At 56.3% G+C, this 22,373-nt stretch carries 22 protein-coding genes and 1 tRNA gene; 14 read left to right on the top strand and 9 right to left on the bottom strand.

The window, feature by feature from the left end; all coding sequences use genetic code 11:
* Nucleotides 1–5: 5 nt before the first annotated feature.
* The 3 genes from PAN31108_RS07185 to PAN31108_RS07175 all read right to left on the bottom strand — a co-directional run bounded on the left by PAN31108_RS07185 (nt 6) and on the right by PAN31108_RS07175 (nt 1,568).
* Nucleotides 6–587 (bottom strand): hypothetical protein, encoded by a 582-nt coding sequence (locus PAN31108_RS07185; protein ID WP_150668181.1) that lies wholly within the window; start codon nt 585–587, stop codon nt 6–8.
* Between the two features lie 141 nt (nt 588–728).
* Nucleotides 729–989 (bottom strand): hypothetical protein, encoded by a 261-nt coding sequence (locus PAN31108_RS07180; RefSeq protein ID WP_150668180.1) that lies wholly within the window; start codon nt 987–989, stop codon nt 729–731.
* A gap of 9 nt (nt 990–998) precedes the next feature.
* Nucleotides 999–1,568, bottom strand: a complete 570-nt coding sequence (locus PAN31108_RS07175; RefSeq protein WP_150668179.1) for a hypothetical protein — start codon at nt 1,566–1,568, stop codon at nt 999–1,001.
* A 465-nt stretch (nt 1,569–2,033) separates the two neighbouring features.
* On the opposite strand from PAN31108_RS07175, the gene PAN31108_RS07170 reads away from it, so the two are divergent.
* From PAN31108_RS07170 to PAN31108_RS07150, 5 genes are all read left to right on the top strand, one after another.
* Complete coding sequence (locus PAN31108_RS07170) at nt 2,034–2,228, top strand: hypothetical protein (RefSeq protein ID WP_150668178.1); 195 nt, start codon at nt 2,034–2,036, stop codon at nt 2,226–2,228.
* 138 nt (nt 2,229–2,366) lie between these two features.
* Nucleotides 2,367–4,328, top strand: a complete 1,962-nt coding sequence (locus tag PAN31108_RS07165) for a VapE domain-containing protein (protein WP_150668177.1) — start codon at nt 2,367–2,369, stop codon at nt 4,326–4,328.
* Nucleotides 4,329–5,172: 844 nt separating this feature from the next.
* Nucleotides 5,173–5,631 carry a hypothetical protein gene (locus PAN31108_RS07160; RefSeq protein ID WP_150668176.1) on the top strand — a complete coding sequence of 153 codons (459 nt, stop codon included), beginning with the start codon at nt 5,173–5,175 and terminating at the stop codon, nt 5,629–5,631.
* A 5-nt stretch (nt 5,632–5,636) separates the two neighbouring features.
* Nucleotides 5,637–6,251 (top strand): hypothetical protein, encoded by a 615-nt coding sequence (locus tag PAN31108_RS07155; RefSeq protein ID WP_150668175.1) that lies wholly within the window; start codon nt 5,637–5,639, stop codon nt 6,249–6,251.
* Nucleotides 6,252–6,469: 218 nt separating this feature from the next.
* The gene (locus PAN31108_RS07150; RefSeq protein WP_246183823.1) at nt 6,470–7,219 is read left to right on the top strand and encodes a hypothetical protein; all 750 of its coding nucleotides are present in this window, start codon (nt 6,470–6,472) and stop codon (nt 7,217–7,219) included.
* A gap of 505 nt (nt 7,220–7,724) precedes the next feature.
* Here the strand turns inward: PAN31108_RS07150 and PAN31108_RS07140 are convergent.
* Entirely contained in the window at nt 7,725–8,303 is a 579-nt protein-coding gene (locus PAN31108_RS07140; protein ID WP_150668174.1) for a hypothetical protein, read from the bottom strand.
* Complete coding sequence (locus PAN31108_RS07135) at nt 8,218–9,480, bottom strand: hypothetical protein (RefSeq protein WP_150668173.1); 1,263 nt, start codon at nt 9,478–9,480, stop codon at nt 8,218–8,220. Before PAN31108_RS07135 ends, PAN31108_RS07140 begins: the two co-directional genes overlap by 86 nt.
* A gap of 137 nt (nt 9,481–9,617) precedes the next feature.
* Between PAN31108_RS07135 and PAN31108_RS07130 the strand changes: the two genes are divergently transcribed.
* Complete coding sequence (locus PAN31108_RS07130) at nt 9,618–9,851, top strand: hypothetical protein (RefSeq protein ID WP_150668172.1); 234 nt, start codon at nt 9,618–9,620, stop codon at nt 9,849–9,851.
* A gap of 69 nt (nt 9,852–9,920) precedes the next feature.
* Here the strand turns inward: PAN31108_RS07130 and PAN31108_RS07125 are convergent, their stop codons facing one another.
* Complete coding sequence (locus PAN31108_RS07125; RefSeq protein WP_150668171.1) at nt 9,921–10,901, bottom strand: site-specific integrase; 981 nt, start codon at nt 10,899–10,901, stop codon at nt 9,921–9,923.
* Between the two features lie 62 nt (nt 10,902–10,963).
* On the opposite strand from PAN31108_RS07125, the gene PAN31108_RS07120 reads away from it, so the two are divergent.
* The 6 genes from PAN31108_RS07120 (at nt 10,964) to PAN31108_RS07095 (ending at nt 15,421) form a co-directional block, all read left to right on the top strand.
* Nucleotides 10,964–11,038, top strand: a tRNA-Val gene (locus PAN31108_RS07120).
* 291 nt (nt 11,039–11,329) lie between these two features.
* Nucleotides 11,330–12,241, top strand: a complete 912-nt coding sequence (locus PAN31108_RS07115; protein ID WP_306440133.1) for a site-specific integrase — start codon at nt 11,330–11,332, stop codon at nt 12,239–12,241.
* An 83-nt stretch (nt 12,242–12,324) separates the two neighbouring features.
* Complete coding sequence (locus tag PAN31108_RS07110; RefSeq protein ID WP_246183822.1) at nt 12,325–12,534, top strand: hypothetical protein; 210 nt, start codon at nt 12,325–12,327, stop codon at nt 12,532–12,534.
* A 55-nt stretch (nt 12,535–12,589) separates the two neighbouring features.
* Nucleotides 12,590–12,823, top strand: coding sequence for a hypothetical protein (locus tag PAN31108_RS07105; protein WP_150668168.1), 234 nt, complete (start codon nt 12,590–12,592; stop codon nt 12,821–12,823).
* Nucleotide 12,824: 1 nt separating this feature from the next.
* The gene (locus PAN31108_RS07100) at nt 12,825–13,133 is read left to right on the top strand and encodes a hypothetical protein (protein ID WP_150668167.1); all 309 of its coding nucleotides are present in this window, start codon (nt 12,825–12,827) and stop codon (nt 13,131–13,133) included.
* Between the two features lie 77 nt (nt 13,134–13,210).
* The gene (locus PAN31108_RS07095) at nt 13,211–15,421 is read left to right on the top strand and encodes a DotA/TraY family protein (protein WP_150668166.1); all 2,211 of its coding nucleotides are present in this window, start codon (nt 13,211–13,213) and stop codon (nt 15,419–15,421) included.
* A gap of 42 nt (nt 15,422–15,463) precedes the next feature.
* Here PAN31108_RS07095 and PAN31108_RS07090 read toward each other — a convergent pair whose 3' ends face one another.
* Nucleotides 15,464–15,727 (bottom strand): hypothetical protein, encoded by a 264-nt coding sequence (locus PAN31108_RS07090; protein WP_150668165.1) that lies wholly within the window; start codon nt 15,725–15,727, stop codon nt 15,464–15,466.
* Nucleotides 15,724–15,969: a hypothetical protein gene (locus PAN31108_RS07085; RefSeq protein WP_150668164.1), complete on the bottom strand. Its 246-nt coding sequence runs from the start codon at nt 15,967–15,969 to the stop codon at nt 15,724–15,726. Before PAN31108_RS07085 ends, PAN31108_RS07090 begins: the two co-directional genes overlap by 4 nt.
* Nucleotides 15,970–16,247: 278 nt before the next feature.
* Between PAN31108_RS07085 and PAN31108_RS07080 the strand changes: the two genes are divergently transcribed.
* Nucleotides 16,248–16,553 (top strand): hypothetical protein, encoded by a 306-nt coding sequence (locus PAN31108_RS07080; RefSeq protein WP_150668163.1) that lies wholly within the window; start codon nt 16,248–16,250, stop codon nt 16,551–16,553.
* Between the two features lie 198 nt (nt 16,554–16,751).
* On the top strand, nt 16,752–17,495 hold the full coding sequence (locus tag PAN31108_RS07075; protein WP_150668162.1) for a hypothetical protein: 744 nt from the start codon (nt 16,752–16,754) through the stop codon (nt 17,493–17,495).
* A gap of 779 nt (nt 17,496–18,274) precedes the next feature.
* Here the strand turns inward: PAN31108_RS07075 and PAN31108_RS07070 are convergent.
* Nucleotides 18,275–22,342, bottom strand: coding sequence for a HigA family addiction module antitoxin (locus PAN31108_RS07070; protein ID WP_150668161.1), 4,068 nt, complete (start codon nt 22,340–22,342; stop codon nt 18,275–18,277).
* Between the last annotated feature and the right edge of the window lie 31 nt (nt 22,343–22,373).

Raw genomic sequence — 22,373 nt, 5'->3', positions numbered from 1 at the left:
CATGTTTATTCTTTCCCTTCGAACATGGCGTAGAGCGCTTCGTCATTTACCGAGACCGGCGCCAAGCCCAACCTGATACGTGCGATGTTTTGCGGCGTATCCATTTCCATCGTCGCTCGGAGTTCTACAGCCCTTTTCGCTGCGGCCTCGCGCTGGAGCCTCGTTTCGTGGTCTAGGGCGAACCAGCTGCCGCCGTCCTGACCATTGCGGCGGCTGATGAGGCCAGCCGCGTCATCCGGGTTGCCCTCTGCGGAGGGGTGGATGATGGAATCGACTTGGGTGGAAATCTTCTGGATGGCCGCCGCAATCGCCTTAACAAAGCGCGGGTCGCGCGCGAGTGCTTCGAGCTCGGGATAGCCCGAGTCGCGACAAGTGATCAGCGCATCAAGCCCCGCCGCGAGTGTGGTCGCGGCCTTGACGCATTTCCCAAGGCGCGCGCGGTCTTGGATGCCGAGCGTTGAAGGGGTGACGCTGCGCAGGCCTTTTACGGACGGCACTACTGCGTCCGATACGGGGCGCTTACCGCCGCGTGCGCGAACGATGCGCGGGTTATGGGGAATCTTGACGCTAGTGGTACGAGTTGCCATGAAGGCTCCTATTTTTGAGTCGGAATACTAAATGTTTGGAAAATAAGGCGAACCGTTCGCCTGAATAGATTCTCTCGCTCTCCGGTGTACGGAAGAACATCACCGTTACGCGAGACTTACGCGTTCGTTCGGCGCTTGAGCCTACTGATATTCAGCCTCGATGCGAGCGATAGTCGCCGTGTCGAAGCCGTAACGTGCTGTGTGGTGGCCGTTCGCCACGCGCCGCCCGCCCAACGCCCGGATCGCCTTGCCGAACTGAAGACAGTTAGCGTCGATGTACCCGCCGATGGCGTCCGCTGCGAGTCGGAGGTCAGCCGTAGAGACGGTGACTAGGCCGCAGCGCGTCTTACCCTTCGCGGCCTTCGCAACAATCTTCCCGAGCGGGATGGGGGTATTGTTCACGTTGCCTCCTTACTCGCCTTCGAACTTGCGGCTCCAGTCGATCTCCGGACCGTCACGGCATTCGGCGGCCTCTTTAGCTTCAATCTCACGCGAGCGCTTATCGAGGATGGCCGCGAGTGCGGCGTGATCGTGCGGCTGCGCGCACTGGCTCTGGGCGATGGCCCGGTGATCGACCGGGTACGCCTGGCGGAGATGAATTGCGACATCCTCGGCTTCGACCTTCATGAGCTGGACTTGCCGCGCCCATTCGATTTTCAGCGTGTGCGGGTCGGTCGTGTCGAGCACCTCCAGCAGTTCACTTTTTGCGATGGAGGTAGATTCGTACACTTCCGCGACCTTCGCCACGGCGTCAGGGTGGATATGGAAGCGCTTGGCGAACGCGGCTGACCACGCTTCGACACTCGATAGGCCGTAGGCCCGCAGCAGCGCGTACAAACGCCGGTCCTCGGCAGAAAGCAACGCGCGAAGCACCGGGCGGCTGGCAAAGTCGTCGGGATAGAGAATGTTCTCACCTTGCGGCAATCGCCCTTTATCGAAGGTGATCTGGATTTTGTGAAGTGGGTTGTGACCCGATTCCATGAGTAGTAGTCCTGATTTAATTAAGCGAACCGTTCGCCTACAGGTATTTTCGGAGGCTTGCCATGTCCGCGTTGTCGCACGCATCGAGGCACATCGATGCCGCGGCGGACCGACGCACTGTAGCCGCATGCGAGGTTGATTCGGCTTCGGACCGGTGATCCACGGGAAGTCGATAGCCGCAGAAAATCGATCAAAAATTATCGATAGCAAAATAGCATCGAAAATGTTCACTCTTTCAGAGCTACCATGCGGCCGCAGTGATCGATAGCGGTCACGGGAAGATGTTTCGGGTTGGACAGTAGTTAAAAGCGCGCGCGTTATCTACGGTATGTGGCCGTGGTGGACAGGCGCGCTTTTTATTTGGCGCGGCGAGAACATACCTCGCTCGCGGACAGTAAGGATGGCTGCTGTGGACACCGGGAAAGGCGGAAACTACTTGCGAACCGTCGTTATAGGAGATTCGACATGCCCAGCATCAAAGTCGGCTTCACCGCTTCGCCGGAACTCCGAGCGCAGGCAATCGCAGCTGCGGATGAGATCGGAGTCCCGTTCGCGGAATACATGCGGCAAGCAATGATCCACCTAGTGAAAAAGCGGACAAACCCGTTCAACGAGCGGAGCGCCATAAAGATTGGGCGTCCGCCGAAGGCTTGCGCCTGATTAGCCCGATTCGTTTTAACGCAGTAATGTCCGTGCCGCAGCCCGACGTGCGGAAAAAAGAAAGCCCGCTAAGGCGGCGAAACCTGAGCGGGCAGCGAAGTCCCAGATAAACCGGGTAATGCAAAAGGTAGAGATATTATGGTTGGGCCTAGTGTCGAAGAAAATAGCCACGGCGAAAACCCCGTTGCGAATCCGGTTGTTACGGTGTCCGGCGGCGCAAAGAAGCGCGTGATCGGTGCGATTTATGACGGAAACGTCAAGATAACCAGAACGACCGTAAAAAACGAATTACTCCAAGATATTCGCGCACTGGAATATCGCCGCGTGGACAACGATAAACTCATCAAGATAGAGCGCCTTTCCTCTTCCGGAAGCGGTTCTGTAATCGGAATGGACTTTGGCCCCGGAGCGACGGATGAGGAGATTGCGGCTAAGGCTGGTGACAGTAACCTCGTCTCCGAGGCAAAGACGCGTGAGCGGGACAAAAGACGCACCCCCGAGCAGGTGGCCGAAGATGATGCTCGTATGGATGAGATTATGGATGAGATCACGGAGGCCTCCAAGCGCCAACTCGAAGAGCAGAAGGCCAAACGCATCTCCGGTGCGGAAGCCGCTGAAGCCCAGGCCGCTGAGGTTCGCCGAGATGTGCGTGACATCGTAGAACGTGCGAAATGGCTCGCGTCGCACCTGCATATTCAGTTCAAGGACGTAAAGCAGGTGCGGAAGGGCGACGCCTTTATCACGCAACCGCTCATGACCGACGAGAATAAACTTTGCGTGCTGAACGCGCTGTTTGGTGGCGTGGAAGATATCCCGCATCGCGATAGCTATCGCGGCCGCATCGTGGATCACGAGGATAAGATCATTGACGATCACTACCCGGTCACGCGCTTGGTTGCGGCTTTCTCTGCCGCCGGGTTGAAGGGCGTTCCCTTGAAGGCCGCGCGAGAAGTGATTAGGGAATACGCGCTGGACCACGAGCGCAACGACTTGATAGATCGCTTGGAGAAGAAAATCCCAGAGTGGGACGGCAAGCCGCGCATGAAAAGGAAGCTGATCGAGCTTTTTGAGTTGCGCGATACATCGCTGATCCAAAACGTCGGCCAATACTTCTGGTTGTCGCTATACAGCCGTTTGATGATTCCGGGTTCGTTGGCACCGATTGCGATTGCCCTCATCGGCACACAAGGCTGCGGGAAGTCGCTCTTCGCTAAGAAACTATGTCAGATCATCACCGGAAGCGATGAAGCCGATTCGGTCCAGTTGAACCTTGACGGCGACTGGATGGAATTCCTGCGGGCGATTACCGGCAATAGCGTTATCGCGACAGTCGGCGAAATGGCTGGCTTTACGCGGGCCGATACCAACAAGATCAAGGACATCACCACGCGCGTTGCCGATCAGATGCACTATAAGTTCGAGGGCACGTTCACGCAACAGCGGCAGTGGATCATGATGCTGGACGGCAACAAGTATGAGCTTCAGCGCGACGAGACCGGCAATCGGCGCTTTATGCCGCTCTTCTGCGGCCAGTTGGAGGATGTCGGCGGACAGCCGCGCTGGCGTCAGGACTTTGAAGCGATCTTCGATGATAAAGAGCGCGGCATCTGTTTCGAGGATGACGTGTGGCAAATCTTGGCGGAGTGCGCCGAATGGATGGACGACAACGGCGAGTCGGGCTATGCGGCGTTTGTCCGAGAGGTAGTGCGACAGGTTACGGCTTTTAACGCCGCAGAGGTGACCGCAGAGCGCGGCATTGTGGCGGACGGCGATATTGAGACGTATCTCGACTTGGCCTTGAGCAAAGTGAAACTTGAGGTCATTCCGATTCGAGATGGCAGCGGCAAGTGCTGCGTACGCGTAGATCGTGTGGGGCTGCTCGATGTGATTCACGGCCTGTCGAACGGTAAAGCGAAGATTCACCCGAGCGGCCTGCGGAAGGCGATGGCCGCGCGTGGGGCTGATGAAGTGAGGCCTAGCGGCGTGCAGAAGTATCGGTTTGCGCATCTGGAGGACCAAGATGCGTTCGATGCGATGCTGGCCGCACGCAGCCCGTCGCCTGATGACGAAGCCGCGAAGGTGGAAAAAGAGCGGTTCTGAACTGGTGCGGTGTGGATGTGCGTGCGCATGTGCGGCGTTGCTCGGTTCGGGTGACGCCGTTTTCGTTTCTGCGAACGTTTGGCGATGAGATTTGACAAATTTCTTGTGCGCGCCGCGCCTAGACGGACTGACGTTCGGCGTCTAACGGCTGGGGGGGGCGTCTAAGCGCAGGGCACCGGAGAGCCTTTAGCCGCGTGGGCTGTACACTGATCGGGAAGGGCTTAGAGTCTAGAGATAGAGATCGTGTGCATCTGCAATATATATACCTACATTTCTCTCTCTACTTTCTTTCTATATATATCTCTAATACTCTAAGGATCTAAAAGGGAATAGGCGCTTGAATTAAAAGGGAATTTCCTAGAGAAATCCTTAGACCGAACCGCTTGCTGCGGCTATCACCTAACTCTAAGCGAGAATTATCCATCACCCTGCGCAGCAAGCAGCTTCGGCCCACGGGCCGTGGACCCTTCCCTCAAGCGCATCACGCGCAACCCTCGCGGCTATTTCGTCGGCCCCAACCAGACGGCGCGCACGCCAGCGACGAACGGCGCACCCTGCCGGATAAGGGCCGTCGCTCACAGGCCGAACAACAGTTGACTGAGCCGTAAGACGCGGGACGGACTCGCGGCGATACTTCGGCGACGAACCGCCCGCCCGAAATACCCGAAGAGCGTCCCCGGAACGCGCGCCGCCCAGCGAAAACCGTGTTCTCCCGGCCTGCATCGACCCGGCCCACACAACCCTACCCGAACGCCACGCGAACGGCTCCGGCAGCGCCAGCTAGACCACGACACTAACGCCCGTCAAACTCGCGCGTAATACCTAGTACATTGGATCAATAGACATGGTCGCGGCCATCGAAACATTCAGCAACGAATTCATCGCGCACATCCACAGGGACGCGCTGCTGCGTTACGTCAAACTTCGCGCCGATGGTCACACCAGCATCGCAGCATTGACAGGCGCTTTCGGTCACGAGTACGCCATGACCATGAACCCGTTCGCTTACATCAACCTCATCGAAACGTCGGACGCATACAAACGCACACTGGTCGCGGCTGTCGCAGAAAAGAAGGACAACCCCATCTGGGACTCAGAGCAGGCAGCCCGTGTGCTCTTCTCCATCGCTACCGACGAGACCGCCAAACGCGCCGAGCGCATCGCGGCAGCGAAAGAGCTCAATGTATTGTTCGGCATCACGATCATTGACGACAAGGGCAACACGCGGCGCGGCGGTCTAACGCTGGACGACCTGCTGAAGATGACGCCGTCCGCTCCGGGCACTGCGTCGAAGGCACACTGAGCTCCATGCTAGACCGAGAGACCTATCAACGCCTGCTCAACGCACATGGGCGACGCGTCGCTAATCGCGCTGCCGTCGAATCGACACCAAAGAATCAGCGCGGCTGGACAGTCTTCTACGCGTGCTACGGCAGCGAGCGCGACCTGCCGGAAAACGAGCGCTCGAAGCCGGGAAACCCCGCCAACGCGTTCGACCCGACAGGATGGAACGCCCTTTACCGGAATCATCCGACTGACGAGCGCAGCGCACTTCACCACGTGACAAGCGGCCAAAGTAAGTATTGGCTCGATCAGTTGGTCGGCGCACGTGAATTCTGGGGAGGCTGGGTCATCCGCTTTCTATCTGACAACCTGACATTCGGTGGCGAGTCGAACGCGACTTGGGACGCCATCGCAGATGACCAAGGCGAGTTCATTTCGGCGGCGGATGGCGGCACCTTATGCGCTTGGCAGCCGGGCTGGATCGGATGGAAAAATTGGACGCACAGCCTTAGCGATAGCGACTTGAAAAATCTGATGCACGTGTTCGTGTGGCTACGCGGTAACGAATTTACCCATCAGTGGCCTGATCCGGGAACACCCGCAGCTGAGACACTCAGGGAAAGCAAGGTCTTTGAATGAAGGTTTTCCTTAAACTGTCCGCTAGCGCAGCTCGCCAAGTACAAGTCCAATCTCGGGCCTCAAGCAACCGTTGAGCATACGGACGTGACTTCTGAATATTTGACTAAGTAAAGCAGGCAGCGTCATATTGACTGACTCATTTCGGCCTCAATCGGGCTTTCAGCATTTTTGTACATTGCTGGCGGTCCCGCGTGACTCCTATCGTTAATGCGATTGCAATGAAAAACAAGACACCAGAATCCAATAAATCGGCAAGCGAGAAGATGATGGATGCGATAAGCAGCTTCATTACGAGACTTAATGCCGTCCCCGGCTGGCGGGAAGCGCGAGTTTCGAACTTATTGGCCGCGATGGACTTCGACGGAATTTCCCCGGAGTCAAACAACAAAGTCAAACCGATCGAACTCCCTCATGAATTGGACCTGCAACATGCCGTTGTGATTCGTTACCTCGAATTGTGCGACCTTGTGCTTTCTATAAAGGCCTGTGAGTATTACTTCCGCCGCTTTCCGTTCAGGGACTTACCCGTTACTCGACACGAACACCTGAGCAACGTATGCGAGTTGTACTTCAGTCGCATTTATCAGTTCAAGGAACGCCTAAAATATTTGGTTGATGCTGTCGATGTCTTGATGCCCAAACATGGCATTCAATTCGGCCAGTTCATCAATCGATTCGCAAAGGAATTTGATCAAGAAATTCGGGAGCGCAACCAGATTCATCATTTCGAAAGATTTTCGGATCTTAATATTGAACGTGTCTATCTCGCGGGGATGCACGACTTGGTGTACCCGAAGAAGGGGTGGAAAGCGAGCCAGCGTGCGCATTATAGGAAGGTCGCAAAAGATTGGGTCCAGCGTGTTCGAAGCCGAGGAGCGCGGCTGGACGACTTTCTTGAGGCGGTCGCTGAGGTGCTTCTGCGGTGCTGCCCATTCCTCGCCGATTGTAAGCAGGAATTTGACCGCTGACGGCACTATTCACGATGGCGATATCTATTCCGGCGCCTAGTGCGCGGCGGACGCATCTTGATCTTGAGTGAGAAGTAGCACGCGGACCAAATCAGAGTTGAGGAGCGTAAGTCATCAGTTGATCTCCTTCACCAACCAGATTAGGTCGCCGCGCCTTGTCGGCGTCCCCGCGTCCCCGCGTCGCAGGTGCGTCCGCACCGCGACTGCCCGCAGTAGGCAGGGGGCGGTGCGCTGCGAACGAGCGCGGCTGCGACAGCTTGGTCATCTGTCGCTGACGATAACGGAGCACTACGTGCAGGAGCGGAAGGGTGACAAGGTAGATCCTACGAAGTGACCTCATTTCTAGGGCAAATGAGTAGCCCTTGGATGAGCAACAAGTGTGCTGGGAGTTACCTCCGCGAAAAGCCCAGGCGTCGGCTTGCCGGGTCCAGGTATAGCTGAAGGGGGCAAGCCGATTCATGTCTTAGTGCCTTATGCGTAACTCAACGCTTTTTTGTTCTAACAATCAGTCGCTTTTTGGTGGGACTGACTTGAGTCGCGGTTTCGGCTTTTTCCGTGGAGCAGGCTCACCTGCAGCGGAATCGATTTCAACAGGCGCAGCGACTACCTCGGTGCCGATATCTAACACCCCTGCTGCCGCTATGTTGGGTAAGCGGTTTGGTACGGTGAGCGCGTCGGGTTCCTCGTCGCGTTTTGCATGATAATCGTGCCCATATACGTCGAGATACGCCTTAAAAAATTCGTCCCGATCGCAGAAATCGGAAAATAGCGGCCAATCGTGGTACGCCCCTTGATGAACCAGTTCTCCACTTTTCCCAATTTGCCTCATCAAATCCGCTGCAGTTTCATATTCATCTTTGAGGACGGCGACAGCAAGCTTGAAATCTCTTATGGAGGCGGTCCAGTCGCAGGATTTCAAAACCCTTAAGCATTCGTCTGTTTTTTGTGATTTTTTATATGCAATTGCTAGGTTTATGCTTCTAATTCTAATATTTAGTTCATCTGCACCTTTTTTGCATTTCAGGTGAAAGTGAAAACGCTCCCATACTTGCTGCAATCTGCCAGTTTTTTCTGCGAAGTTCATCGTAGACTGCTAAGCGTATATGTTCGTTTGCAATGTCAGATTCTGCAGGCAAGACCTTTCGCCACAAGGTATATACAAGCATAAAAGCGACAAGGGAAAGTACATGGCAAGCCCTGAAATAATATGAGGCGCCGACGGTAAGTGTTTCGCCGACAGTGAGCTTTGGATCAAGTTGGCATCCCTCTTTTTTGCAGACTGCAAGATATTGCTCACTAACGACCCCATCGTTGTGCGTCATCAGGTTTCGGCGCTGCCCGATTTCGACGAATTCATGCCATTCGGCGAATTTTTTCAGCGTTTTTAAGCCAAATTTGTTTTCGAGAAGCGTGAATTGTTCTACATAGCTTTCCCTCCTGAACGAGTCGATCTCTTTTTCAAGGATGTCTTTTTTTGCAGCGTCTAGCGTTTCAAATTCCAGCAACTCTGCTAGCGTAACCTCCCGCTTTACACTCTTCAGTAATTCGGGTTGTCTCTGATAGATTGTTGCAAGTAGGTTGCCGATAAAAGCATCGAATTCGCTAAATAAACCAATAAACAAGCTTCGCTCAACAATAGTTCCCATCTTGGATTTGTTGAGGCGTGTGTACTCGGTCAACGCCGCGGTTAGCGCGGTACGCTCTCGGATGTCTTCGGGCATTCTGACGGTAAATCCGTCAGCTTCTTTCTCATCTATATGCGGACTAATAATTTCTAAGCACTCATCGATTTTCGCATTGAAATGCGCAATGATCGCATTCATCGTGATCTTTGCGGCGCGACGCATGTCGTCAGTCCGGCTCACGAATTCGCCCGCTAGTTGCGCCAGTGGCGATTGTGGAAGGCCATCTGGGAGCGAGCCGGAAGGCGAGCTACCCGGAGCGTTAGTATCGACCGGTGGTTTACCGACACCACCGCCATCCCCATTTGGGCTGGGCGTCAGTGCCTCTTCTTTATCAAGGACGTAATTCGCTGATTTTTCACCTGGTTCCATGTTTCCCCCGTCGGTCTTCGGCCGGTTTATAACGTTGTAAATCCCAAAGTGTAACGTTGCTTTTGCAGTGAGGTGAATTGACACATGGCCGTCTAGCGTTTCGGCACGGCCAACCGAAAAAAAACGGCTCCACCGTTGATCGCATCGTTGGGCGGCATCGACCACGCCGCGCGATTGGGTCGAGCCACGCGATCGGCCGTTGTACATCGGAACGCCCGTGGAAGGGGAGGCGGGTCGGTGAGCCATAATCCGCCCTATGCAATCGACCGTTCTCGCACGGCCCGCCGAAGAGTTTCGTTCGTACTATCATGGTAATTCGGCCACTCCCGGAAGCCGCCCAAACCATGTCGTTCATAAACTTCGCGCATCGCGGTTGCGCCGTCGAAATCGAAATTGTCGAGCGTACAACCCTGTGGGAAATCACCGCGAACGTTACCCCCCTCGATGGCATCGAGGTGTTCGAGCCGTTCGACACCAAAAAGCTCAAATTGCCGAAAACTGAGACGCTGGACCTGATTGCAGAAGCACTCGTCGAGGAGACTCGACTGGCTATTGATCGTCGGTTGGTCGGCTGTTGATCTTTCCGTCGCACTGCCCAAGCCGCGCGGCAAGGCCCAGTGCCTCGCCGCGCGATGTTTAGCGAACGATCATCCCATCAGTCCGACCAACTCGTCAGCCTTCAGGTGGGTGTAGCGAGAAAGCATGCGAATATCCTTGTGCCCGCTGATCACCGCCAGTTGAATCGGATTCAGGCCTGCACGAGCATATCGGGTGATTGCCGTGTGACGAAGATCATGAAAACGCAATCCTTCGATTCCCACACTCCGAACAAGACGGATAAATCGGCGCTTTATTGCCTCCGCGCTCATCCGGAACACCAGCCCATCGCCCTGCTCCAAGCCGTCCAGCGCGGCAATCGCTCTGGTCGATAGCGGTACGTCACGAGGAAGACCATTCTTGGACGTATGCAAACGGGCAACCTTGCGGGACAAATCGATATCCGCCCACTTGAGCGCGGCAATTTCCCCCTGTCTCATGGCGGTGGCTACAGCGAAATCGATGACTGGCCTGAACTCCCCCGCCTTAGCGGACAACTCTGCTTCCTCGTCCTCGCTGAGAATGCGGTCACGATGCGGCGGACTTTTCGGCCTTGCGACCTTGCACTCCGAGATTGCACAGCCCCATTCCGCCCTAGCCCGGTTGATGACGGCAAAGAGCAAGTTCATTTGTCGGGCAACGGACCCCGGCTTGACCTCTTTCAGCCGCGCATCCCTCCACGCGGCCATGAAGGCGGCATCCACGCTCGCGAGCGGCATTCGCACAAAATCGTGCTCTCGAAGCCATTCGTTGATCTTCAAAACCTCGATCCAACCGCCTCGATGGTCCGGGCAAACGGTATCCCGGTATCGCCGCAGCACGTCCGCTAAAGTGTTCAGACCGCCCGGCTGCGGCTTGGTAGGCTTCGGTAGCTCCCCGCGATCCAGCGCCGCCTCGGCGGCCCTTACCCACTTTTCCGCGTCCTTCTTTTCATGGAAACTCCGCGTTTGGGTGGGGGCCCCCTTCCGCCGCACCTTTGCCTGAAATGTCACCGCCCCATTTTTTGCTACATACTTGCTAATCGTTCCCATCTACGGTCATTTCGCGTCAGGAGTCCTGTACGCGTCCTATGAACGCAGAATCCACCCGGAAAGGTGCGTAGCTATTGGGTCTCTCACGTGCCTTCACACGGCAGGGGTCACTGGTTCGATCCCAGTACTACCCACCAGATTCATGGGTACGTGAAACCCGAAGAATAAAGGCCCTCTGGCGAAAGCCGAGGGCCTTTTTCTTTGCGTTTGCAAACCTCGCGAAATGCCCTTTTGGTGCGCGAGCGGTGCACCTCGAAAATCAGCCCCAGACAACGACGAACAACTGTCTGGAGCATCCAGTGGCATCAATCCTGAAGCGGGGAAACTATTGGCGCGCGTTCATACGTCGGCGCGGCTACCCCACCCAAACACGCACGTTCGACACAAAGGCTTTAGCCGAAGCTTGGGCACGGTGCATCGAGTCCGACATGGATCGAGGGACCTTTGTCGATAGAACGGAAGCGGAGCGCAACACGCTTGACGACCTCTTGAAGCGATACGCCAACGAGGTCTCGCCCCATAAGAAGAGCGGTGCGGGCGAAATCGAGCGGATAAAAAAACTGCGCGAAGACCTCATTTCACAATACAAAATCACTGCTCTATCGAGCAAGGTCATCGCGGACTACCGCGATCGCCGATTGGCCGGCGATGCAAAACGAAAACCGGTCACAGGATCGACTGTCAACCGTGAGCTAACGCTCATTGGGCATGTCCTCAATGTGGCGCGCAAGGAATGGGACGTCCACATAGACGTCAACCCGGTATCACTCATCCGTCGTCCGCGAGAAAACCGAGCTCGCACCCGTCGGCTGTCGCACGACGAAGAACAGCGACTGCTCGCAGAATTGGCAGCCAGTCCACGCGACGAAAACGGTCGCTTTGAACGCGGCGGCAGTCGAAACGACTGGGTACGACCGATCGTCATTATCGCGGTCGAAACCGCGATGCGACGAAGCGAAATCTTGTCGCTGCGCTGGTCCGACGTGTTTCTGGAGGATCGGTACGTCCGTCTGCACGATACGAAGAACGGTGAATCGAGGGACGTGCCACTATCGAGCCGCGCTGTTGCCACGTTGTCCGCCCTCCCCCGCCACATCACCGGCCGCGTCTTTCCCATCTCCGCCGATTCGCTGAAGAAGGTTTTCCTTCGTGCCTGTGAGCGCGCCCAACTCGACGACCTTCACTTCCACGATCTTCGCCGAGAGGCCTGCACGCGCCTCGCGGACCGCGTGGACAGTGTCCTGGAATTGGCCGCCATCACCGGCCACCGCACCCTCAACGTACTGCACCGGGTCTATTACAAGCCACGTGCCACTGATTTGGCCCGGAAACTTGGCTGAATCGACGCGAAAGCGGCGTGCTGACCGGCGGCTACCGGCCAGCACGCCTAACCACAACTCACCTGAACAAGAGAGGTGAAATCATGGCTGCATCCATTTTACCGGCCCACCCGCTGAACGGCCTGTCGCTCGATTGCGAACTGTCGATTGTCTTCGAAACAGAAGACCCATTTCGCATGCCTCTTGACCGATTGAAGACGCTAATCGAGCGCACCGAACCGGGCGAAATGAGGGGCTACCTGTTTGGCTTGTATGACTTGCGCCGCGCCGTCGTCTACGCAGGGGGGCACTGACGTGCATAACGCAAAAGGTCATTTCGCTCGGTCAACAATGCTACGGGAGGCGAGCATGAACGCTGCCTTTGCGTTTGCTGCGCTGATCGCGGTGTCACCGCTGGCAGTCGCCCAAACTTCGCCGTCTGACCCGTTGGGCGTCGAGCCGCCCGGCACGCCCCCAGACATCGTCGCGATCTGGGAGGAGTTCTACAACCAGCAGACCATGGAGGTGCAGGTTGTGAACGGCGTCTGCGTGGAAATTCCCATGACGCGGCGGCAGTGGTTCGCGCTGCATCGTGCGAGGTGACATGGAAACTAACCACTTCTTTCGCGTAATACGAGCGTTGCCACTCGCTCTGCGCCGACGCCGGGCTCGTGGTGTTTTGACGCGCGAGCAGTTCAGGGACGCCTGCTTGATTGCCCAGGTTTGTGTGCTCGTGCATTGCTTCCTGTGCGCTTCGCTTTGGTGGGCGCGCATCCATCACGGCAGGGGAAGCTGGTCGAATTGGCTCGGCGTCGCCGTGGCCGTCGCGTGGGTCATTTTTTTCTGGGGATTCCTGCTGAAGCAGGCGTACGAAGCACTCGAAAACGAAGTTGCGAGGGAGATCCGGCAATGAGCAGCAACCAATCGAAGACAAACGACCTCCCCCGTTGCTTCGCTCATGCAGGCCTATGCTCACGCCATCACGTTTCAATGAGCAAGGTCAAGCGAGCCGCAACCGCGGTGGTTATCACGCTGACATCGGCAACGTCCTTTGCGCAGTCGTCTGTGTCGATGGGGGACATTCAGAACGCGGCGAACAGAGGCGGCGACAAGTCGATGTCGCTGCTGGAACTGGTCTACGGGTCGGTGGTACACAACCCGCTTGCGGCCGGTGGCGGGTCGGGAGGCATGATTGCGCAAATGTTCCTCGTGCTGAATTCGTGCATGCTCGCGGTCGGTGCGATTTGGGCCATGTATCACTTTGGTTCCGCGATGATAGCGACCGGGCAGGACGGTGAGTTCATGGGGCAGAAGAAATCGTCACCATGGTTCATCATCCGCTTGGGCGCGGGCTTCGCTGGCCTCGTTCCTATGTTCGGCGGCTACTGCGGCGCACAGATGGTGATGCTGTGGGGAACAATGCTCGGCGTGGGCATTGCGAACCTGTCGCTCGACGCGGCGGTTTCAGTGCTCAACAGCGGTGGCTCAATGATCGCAACGCCAGCTTCGCCGCAGGCCACCACACTGGCGAAAGCTCTCTTCGAAGCGAACCTTTGCGCGCAGGCGGCTAACACGGCGATCGCGAACATGCCGAACGACAGCGGCGTGTCCGTCGATCCGGCCGAGAATTTCACTGCTATCACGACGAACAACAAGGTCGTGCTCATGAACCAACGCGGACTTTCGTGCGGCGGGGCTGAGATCAACATTACACCACCACCGACGCTGCCATCGTATGACGGCATGGCCGTCTATTCGCTCGACCCCGGATCAATCTACTCGCAGATGCTCAGCTCACATCAAAGCGCGCTGAGCACGCTTCAGTCCACGTTGTCTGCTGCTGCGCAAGCTTACGTTTTATCCGTGAACGGACAGGCGCAGCCGGCAGATCCGCAGAACATCATCAATCAGGCTGCGCTCCAGTACCAGGCTACGATTTCGCAGGCGATATCGAATTCCTCGAACGCGATCAGCGGACTCGCGAGCGTGATTCAGTCAAACCTCCAACGCGACGGCTGGATCATGATGGGCGCGTGGTATCAAACCTTCGCCCAAGCGAACTCGCAAGTGACGACGCTCGCGAACGCGACGGCCGCCGCTGTGCCGGGCACTGATCCCGACAACATGCCGTACCCGCAGCTATACCGGAAGGTCAGCGCGACGTATACGCAGCAGAATCAGCAAGATGCGTCGGCGACTGCAGCGCAGAGTGCTGCAAATCTGTCCGGAAGTGGCATTACTGGCCTAACGGACGCGAGGAGCGTTGTCGGTAAGATCTTCGATGGCCAAGGCATAGTGAAGTGGATGGTCAGCCTGAACTCAGGTCAAGGCCCCGGAGGCACGACGAACCCGCTGATCGGCATGAAGAACCTAGGTGACTATATCCTTGATGCCGGTTGGACTGCGCTCGCCGGCTATGCGGCGTTGGAAGGCTTAGCTGAAGCAAAGGAGACCAAAGCTGGAAAAATCGTGTCGGCCGCTGCCGATGTCGCTACCTTGGGCATGTCGGAAGTCGTTGCTGGCGCAGCAAAAGGGATTCTGAACGCACTCGCTCCGTTCATCGTGATCATGTGCATCACGTTGTTCTTCTTCGGCGCGATGCTGTCGATCTACATCCCGATGCTTCCGTTCATCATCTGGTTCAGCGGCGTTTTGTCATGGTATGCCGTTGTCGGCGAATCGATGGTCGCGTCACCACTTTGGGCAATGACGCATCTTGATGGCGAAGGTGAAGGGTTGGGACAAAGGCCGACGCACGGCTACATCTTCCTGCTAAACGTCATGTTCAGACCGGTCTTCATGGAAATCGGCTTCGTCCTGGCCGGAGCGGGCATCGTGGTCCTTGGAACGCTACTGAACTCGATGTTCGGCGTTGCCATGCAAAACGCCCAATATGATTCAACGACGGGCCTCGTGACCATCATCGGCTACATCGTCCTCTACGTTAGTATGTGCCAGACGCTGTGCAACAGTACGTTCAGTTTGATTCACATCGTGCCTGACCAGGTGTTCTCGTGGGTCGGTGGTCAGATGGCGTCGCGCATGCCGGAACTGGAGGATCGTGTGAATCGCCTATTCGGTGGGGGTGTTGGTCAAGGAGGCAACACCGCGCGTGGCCACGTGCCCTCAGTATTGGGGCGTGGGGGCGGCGATCCTCCGAACTCAACCGGCCCGCACGACGCCGGTCGAGACTTGGGGTAGGACATACCCGCCCATTTTGGGCGGGCTCGTTCTTCGGTAGCGCTACGCGGCGCGACGACCGCCAGACACTACGGCATCGAATTGCTCATCAAACAGTCGCTGGCGGTTCTGCTGATCCGTCAAAAAGTGCGCCGAATCTATCTTCGCCAATTCTCGAATCGCAATTTCCTTGAGTGCTTTGTGGCCCGCGAGATTGGCTTGCGCAACCAGAAGTTGTTGCTCGAGCTTTCTCGCATAAGCCTTCCAATCCGCTGCGCTCCGCTCAGCAGCGAACGCCCTGCCAAGCGCTACCCCGTTATCGCTCATTCCCCGGCCCCTCGGATTTGATCTTGGCCCTTCAATATATCGGGAGTTCGCCGACCGTCGCAAGAGTCGTTTGTGCCCGAGGCGTCATCGCCGCCGCCGACAATCCGGCCTGCCTTCCGATCGAGATAAACGGGCTGAATACCGCGAAACTCCAGATCGCGAACGGCTCTGGCGACGGCGGCCTTCGCCCGCTCCAGAAACTCGGGGCTCATCATGAAACGACCCAATTTGTCGGGTGGCATGGCGTTTTCTCCTTTCATTACAAGCATACCCCAGCTGCCCCGACCCTCGAAAGGGTTGATCTCGCCCCCTGCACCGCGCAGGCGCGACCAAATAACCTCAATCGTAGGGCAGCCGCGAGCCGGTGACTTGCGTAACGACGCTAAAGGCCACGTTCTGCTAAAGGCCACGTTCTAATCGGTTCAGCTTTTTGGTTCGGCTTCAGACTGTGGCCTTTTTTGCCGATAACACCTGAGTTGGCCTGGTCTATTAACAAGGAGCCGAAACGATGGTGTGGCACGTGTACGAATTCGAAAAGACCGATTCCAGCTTCCTTGGCATGTTTGGTCTAAACGAATGGAAGGAGCGGCTGGGCGTAGATTCGGGGCAAGCGGCCGTCGAACTGATCGACGCCGAACTGGCGGATGCGCTGGATTCCGCCCGCGAAGCGGGATGGCGGGGCGAAGTGCAGGGCGAGCCGCACATTTTCGTCCTGCCCGCCGAACAGGATTTCCAGTTCGGCTTCGCGTGGAACGGCGCTGGCACGACCGTTCTGGCACCGCGTGCGCTGCCCTGGATGACGCCGAAACACGTTGCGCCCTCCTGACTGCCTCGTGGTTGCTGCGGACAATGCGCGAGGTTCTTTGGTCGCGCCGCGCTGTTCGATGACGCCACAATTCCGGAAGCAGGAAGAAAGAGGCGCATTCGCCTAGACTTCACATTCCGATCCGAGTGAACCTGTTCGGTAACAGCACGCATTTTAATAATTCCAATAGTGCATCTTAAGAATGCGAAACTCAAAGAGATGAAATATATTTTTTATGCGCTCGCGATGGCCACCATCGCCTTTGATTTTTATCTTGGTCACGGAAATCCCAATAAAGCGTTACTTGTTTTCGGATGGGGGTCGGCTATGTGGCTAGTCGCATTTTTATATATTTGTGATTTTCTGCTCGCCATCGCGGGAAAAAATTCCTCGTATATGACTAAGTTCTACAGCGAAATCAAGACAGACCTTTTCGTGTCTACAATCTCAGGAGCCACCTTATGTCTATTGCTGGCGCTGGCCCCAGGCAGTTACAGCCTTTCGAACTTAGACGTCGCCTTTTTTGGAATGCCATTTTTGGTTTACAGTATTTTTACATTGGCAGCCGCGTCAAAGATCAAACTCGTAGGCGTTAAAATGTCTAAAAGGCTTGTATGGACACTTTATGCGCTAGTGGCGGGCTTCTACATTTACTTCGCCTACCTTCTTTACGAAATCAGCCATAATCAATTTTCTGCGGCCCAGTCACTTTGGACGCAAGTAACGATCGTTTGCGCTGCGATTTATGCATTCTTTGGTTCGAAATTTATAAAATATGTCCTCGAAGAGCAGCACTTCGAAGTTTCTCCATTTATTCTGGATTTGCTTGCAAACCTGAAATTTAGCACCGGGCTTTACCAAGATATCGCCAATGGCGCAAATGAATGGAATAAACAGGTGAAAATAAAAAAAGCTGAACAACGAAAGGAAATTAGCCAACGCCGTAAGAAAAAGAACCGGTAGCACTTGCGAAACGATGGCCGCTGCCGTTTCTATCAAGCGGAATACGTCGGAATCGACGCAAGTTCGACGCCGTTCGCCAAGCGTCTATCTGGGGCATCATTGGCACAGGGAGACGCTTGGCGAATGGCTGGACATTACGCGCGACGACTATCCGGCCACTCGGTCGATCTGCGTGTCGCTACCCGCTTCAACTTCTGAGGTTATTTGGTCGCGCCTCCTGCGCCCCTGTTCTTATCTCGCGTCAAGAGAGCCGCGCAGACACGGCCTCGACGGTACAGATGTCGCAAGAAGGACTGCGATACACGGGAGAGCGACAGGAGCGCCCACCGGACGTGCAGGTAGCTTCGGTCAAAGCGTCCACCGCAAGCCGACTCATGATTACGTATGACGTCATTTTTATAACGATCGAAAACTGCAGTCTGACATAAGCGCTATTATGTCGCGACGCATACACCGAATCCGATTTACATCCGTCAAATCGTGAAACATTGCGCGTCGGAACGACGGAACGCCTTCTCTCACAAGCGTTCCACGGAACTGGGAAAGTCGCGTGAAACACTATGCAGCAGAGATCTCTCGCCATCGCGCAATTGGCCGCTTGCTCAGTTTCTGTACTTGGCAAACGGAGGTTATTTGGTCGCGCTTGCAGAGCAAGCCGGTTTTCTTGTCCGTAGCCGATGCCGAGCAACGCAAAACCGTTCACCTTAATATCGGCTCGAAAAGGATTGGGCCAACGGCTATTGGACCAAGGCAGACGCGTTGCGATAAATCGCCACCTCCTAGTGCTGAAGCCTCTTCCCGATCTTCGTCTCCGCGTCGTGCCACCCCGCTTCGCGCTCGTACGACTCGGCGATACCCTCAAGAACTCGACCCACGTATGGATATGCAAAGTGCAAGCGCTCAGCCCAAGCGCGGTATTTCGCGGCGAGTTCACGCTCCTGCCCGCCACCCTCGCCCCGAGAATGAACTCCGCGAGCGTTATAGACGCCGATCTGGAATCCCGTGCCAATCTGGGGCGACGCTATTCCTTCCATCGCCTCGCAAACCGCTTCACATGGCCATACCCCGCCTTCGCCTGCCGGCGCTTTACTGAGCAATTGACCAAGGCGCTGATCGCCGATGTCAGCGCGGCCTAACTCCCGGCACGAGCGACGAACGTCGGCAAGCCACGCCGTCAACGCAACCGCATCAATTTCTCCGTCTTGACCTGCCCCAGGGATCTTATTTATCTGATCAAGAATTCGATAGGCGGCCGACGCGACTGCCGCCCGCTGCTCAGGATTTTCGGCGGTCCACTCAGGAGGGTCGTCTCCCTCGCCGTTCCGCCTGTAGGCTAGCGCCACCGCCTGAACGAACAGCGCTGGGGATTCCGCGACCTGGCTTTCGAGATTCGGGATTCCGTGCTCACTGTGTACAAGGGCCTCGATGAAGAGAAATTCGAGCTGCGCCATTTCATCGCGGGTTACGCCCGCGCGACCATCGAGCGAGTCCAGTGCTCGGGAAATGTAGTAGGCGTCCATTTTGTAATGGCCTTGGGGCTCAGAATTTACAGTGGCGACGTCGCGCAGCAGCCGCTTTAAGCGGGATGTCTCGATATCCTTGAAATCCATGTGGACGGCGTGGAAGGCCGCTCGTGGCCGTCTAGCCTCCAAAAGCCGATCAATCAGTTCGGTAAGTTGCTCGGGTGGGCGCCGTCCCCATGAAGGGAGCACGTCTTTCCAGTACCCTGCGCGAATATCTTCTCCATAGCTGTCCAGAAGACGCCACGTGGACGCTTCAACCGGCGCGCAAACAAATAATCGGCGGATCTGTTCGACCGGAAGCCCGTCCGCTGCGGCAGCTAATACTTCGTCGCGCGAGTCATCCTGGATGGCGTAAATGAAACCCTGAAGGCACAAATCAGCCTGCCTTCGAAGCTCACCATCAAGAGAAAGACAACACCGGATGAAGTCAATTCTCGACTTGATACCTGTTACACAAAACGTAGCGTATCGCCCCACTGCACTGGCGGCCCCGCTTTCGGCGAGTAATTTTTGAATGCCCTCGAAACCGCACTCGCCCCATATTTCGGTGATCGCATCACCGCGCAGCCTATCGATTCGCTCCTCGCGCTTCTGATAGTCAAAATCTCCCTCGTCAAGCTCTTCAGCTGACGGCTGAATCCATTGATCTGCAAACAACCAGCCGTGCCGGATGACTGGATCGGAGGGGCGTAGAGTCTCATAGGTTTCTTTTGCACGGTCTCGAATCGCAACTCCTAGCTCTTGCTGACGGCCCCGACGAGTGAACGCGAATCGGCGGATTCGCTCGCGAAGCACGGCCTTTGCAGCTTCCCCGGCCTTCCGAGCCCAATCATTGATCAGATCCCATACTTTGGTCTGGTCACTCTCGGGCATGACCTGAAGGCTCTCGACAAGATCGCCGAACGTCCTCTCGTCGTGTGAGGGCCAAGCGATCAACAGGTCGAGAGCCTTTCGAGAGAAGTCATACATCTCCGCGTGAGTAACGACTTGGCCGGCCCCAGAGGCGTCGCTACGCCAGCGTGGTCTGTAACTATCGTGGCCAATACGGGAACCCGGCTTAACCTGTTCAAGGCAAATCCGCCAACCGATATCGGAGAAACGCCTCACGAGTATCTCGACCACCTTGCTTCTCTGGTCCACCGATGCCGCCGTCTGCGGCATCCATGACCTGAACACAGAATGCAAAGACGCCTCCGGCTTATTCAGCCAGTTGTCGTCGATTTTGGGTCGGGATAGCCGGGCGAGAATCATCGACACGCGCGAGAGGTTTTGCGGTTTCCAGGCAAGGCATTCCATAGCCCAAAGCAAGCCTGTCCGTGACGGAGACGCCCAGAATGCCTCTCGGTCCACCGGCTTAAGAAGACCCAGTACGACGGGATCGTCGCTCTGCAAGTCTTCTTCGATGATTTTCAGAAATTCATCTGGTGCGGCTTCTGCGTAACGCGGCAGATCCTTGTCATGCGAAAGAAATTTTTCGAGTGTGAGGGGCGTTAGGAGTTTGCGTATGAGGAACGCTACCCGGCTTTCGACGTCGATGCCTAGACGACTCTGAAATAGGTCGTTGCCGTGGACTGATAGGATGACCAATGTCTCGCAGATGCCCTCACGCAGAGCACCGGAGTGATCGCGCTTCTTTCCGTATAAGGCTGCGGCCCACCTCTTGTCTTCGGGTAGTTCAAGCGCAGGATCGAACTCTGAAAGAACATATTCGGCAACGTCGAAGAAGCGATCGAGCACTGCCGGAGTGATAATTCTTGCGATCGCAAACAGGGCGTCAATTTTCGAAACGACACCTCGGTACCGCCCGGCGGACCACACGGGACTGTCGTCGAATTGAAGCAGGCGTGCGACGTCATCTTCGATCGACTCGTACTTTCGATCGGAGACGTAAGAGACGATCTCTCCGTCCGCCTCGGGCTCGGCATGCCAAGCCCCGATCAGGGCCATCGGCACAAGGGTCTTTGCCGTATCGTCATTGCTCGCCCAAACGGGCATCCTGATCGCGGCATTTTGCGAAAGGCGACGGCGCAAAATCGTAGGTGAACGACCTGACTCCCTCGCAAGCCGATCGACATCACCTTCGTCGATCCCCATCGCTGCAAGTGACTGCTTGAAAGCCTCATATCCGAGGAGGTCGAGCGCAATGTCGGCACTGGTATCAACTGCATTGCGCGGACGTAGAACTATGCAGTGAATTCGACGATGTACGTCAACAAGCTCTCTCTCAGCGTCTTCGGAATGCACGATAGGGATAAATGGCACGGAAGACGAAATGAGCGTTCTGAGTGTCAACGAATCGGTGAAGATCGCGGTGCGATCCTTAAATTGACAAAATGCCTCGTCGTCGAACATGCAGGACAGAAAGGCAAGCGCTTCGTCCCGCGAGTCCGCAGCAACGACGAGAGGGCGGTCGCTTGGCTTCTCAAGCCACGCCTTGCAGGTGCCCCGATGTGCTGCGATCGACGGCGCGAAAAGCTGAGGAAGCATATGCGGCTCGCTAGCGTTAGCCCAGCGATTCCATGCCTGCTCGAGTGTCTCGTAACCCCTTACAGGCAGGGTTAGTTGCTCCGCGAGCCAGATCTGTGCTGGCACAGATTGTTCCAACCATTGTTCGAGATCGCTAGCGTCGAAGACCCTAACAGCCTTCCAGTCGCCAGCTTGGTTCTTCCGCTGCTCCCAAGCAGTTTTTCCAGGCCAGTTGCGCGGTGTCACGAAGACGAATGTGCTTTTCGCCCGTGTGTCGGAATCAATTGAGGCGAGCCGCGCTGCGTAATCGCCCTCCGCTTTGCCGGCTGGTTTTTGGTCAGTGCCGAACTCCCAAAAAGACTTGCCTTCTGGCACCCATGGCGTAGCCGCAGCCGCCTCAACGAAACCATCGGAGCCCTTGCGCTCTGCGTTGTCGTATCCAGGAAAATCGACTTGGCGCAGTTCGATGCCGGTTGAGTGAACCAGCTTACGAAGAAGCACTGATAGGTGTGCGCGCGCGTCAATCTGACTGTCCGCCCAGTTTTCGATCTGTCTCGCCCTAATCGTCAGGAAATTCGGGACGAAGGCCCGAACGGCCACCTCTTTTTCGCTGGCGTGCCTCTCCTGCTGGTCGTAAGCAGTCTGCATTTCGAGCAGCCGCTCCCGGTCGGCGCCGAATGATTTTTCTAGCCTAACGGCCATCTCAGGCGACAGTGCGGCTTTCCCGTTGAGCAGGTTCGACAGCGCAGGCCGACCGACCCCAAGGCGTTTTGCCGCTTCGGTTACCGACATGCCAGCAGGAATAATGCTGGAGCGGATATAGGCACCGGGGTGCGCCGGCTCGGGCGAAGTGACCATGGTGTTGCCCTCCTGAGGCTAACCGTATCGT

The sequence above is a fragment of the Pandoraea anhela genome (assembly GCF_902459655.1).
GTDB classification, from domain to species: domain Bacteria; phylum Pseudomonadota; class Gammaproteobacteria; order Burkholderiales; family Burkholderiaceae; genus Pandoraea; species Pandoraea anhela.
The sequence above is the reverse complement of the archived record's forward strand: the minus strand, read 5'-3'. Positions and strand labels throughout refer to the sequence as shown.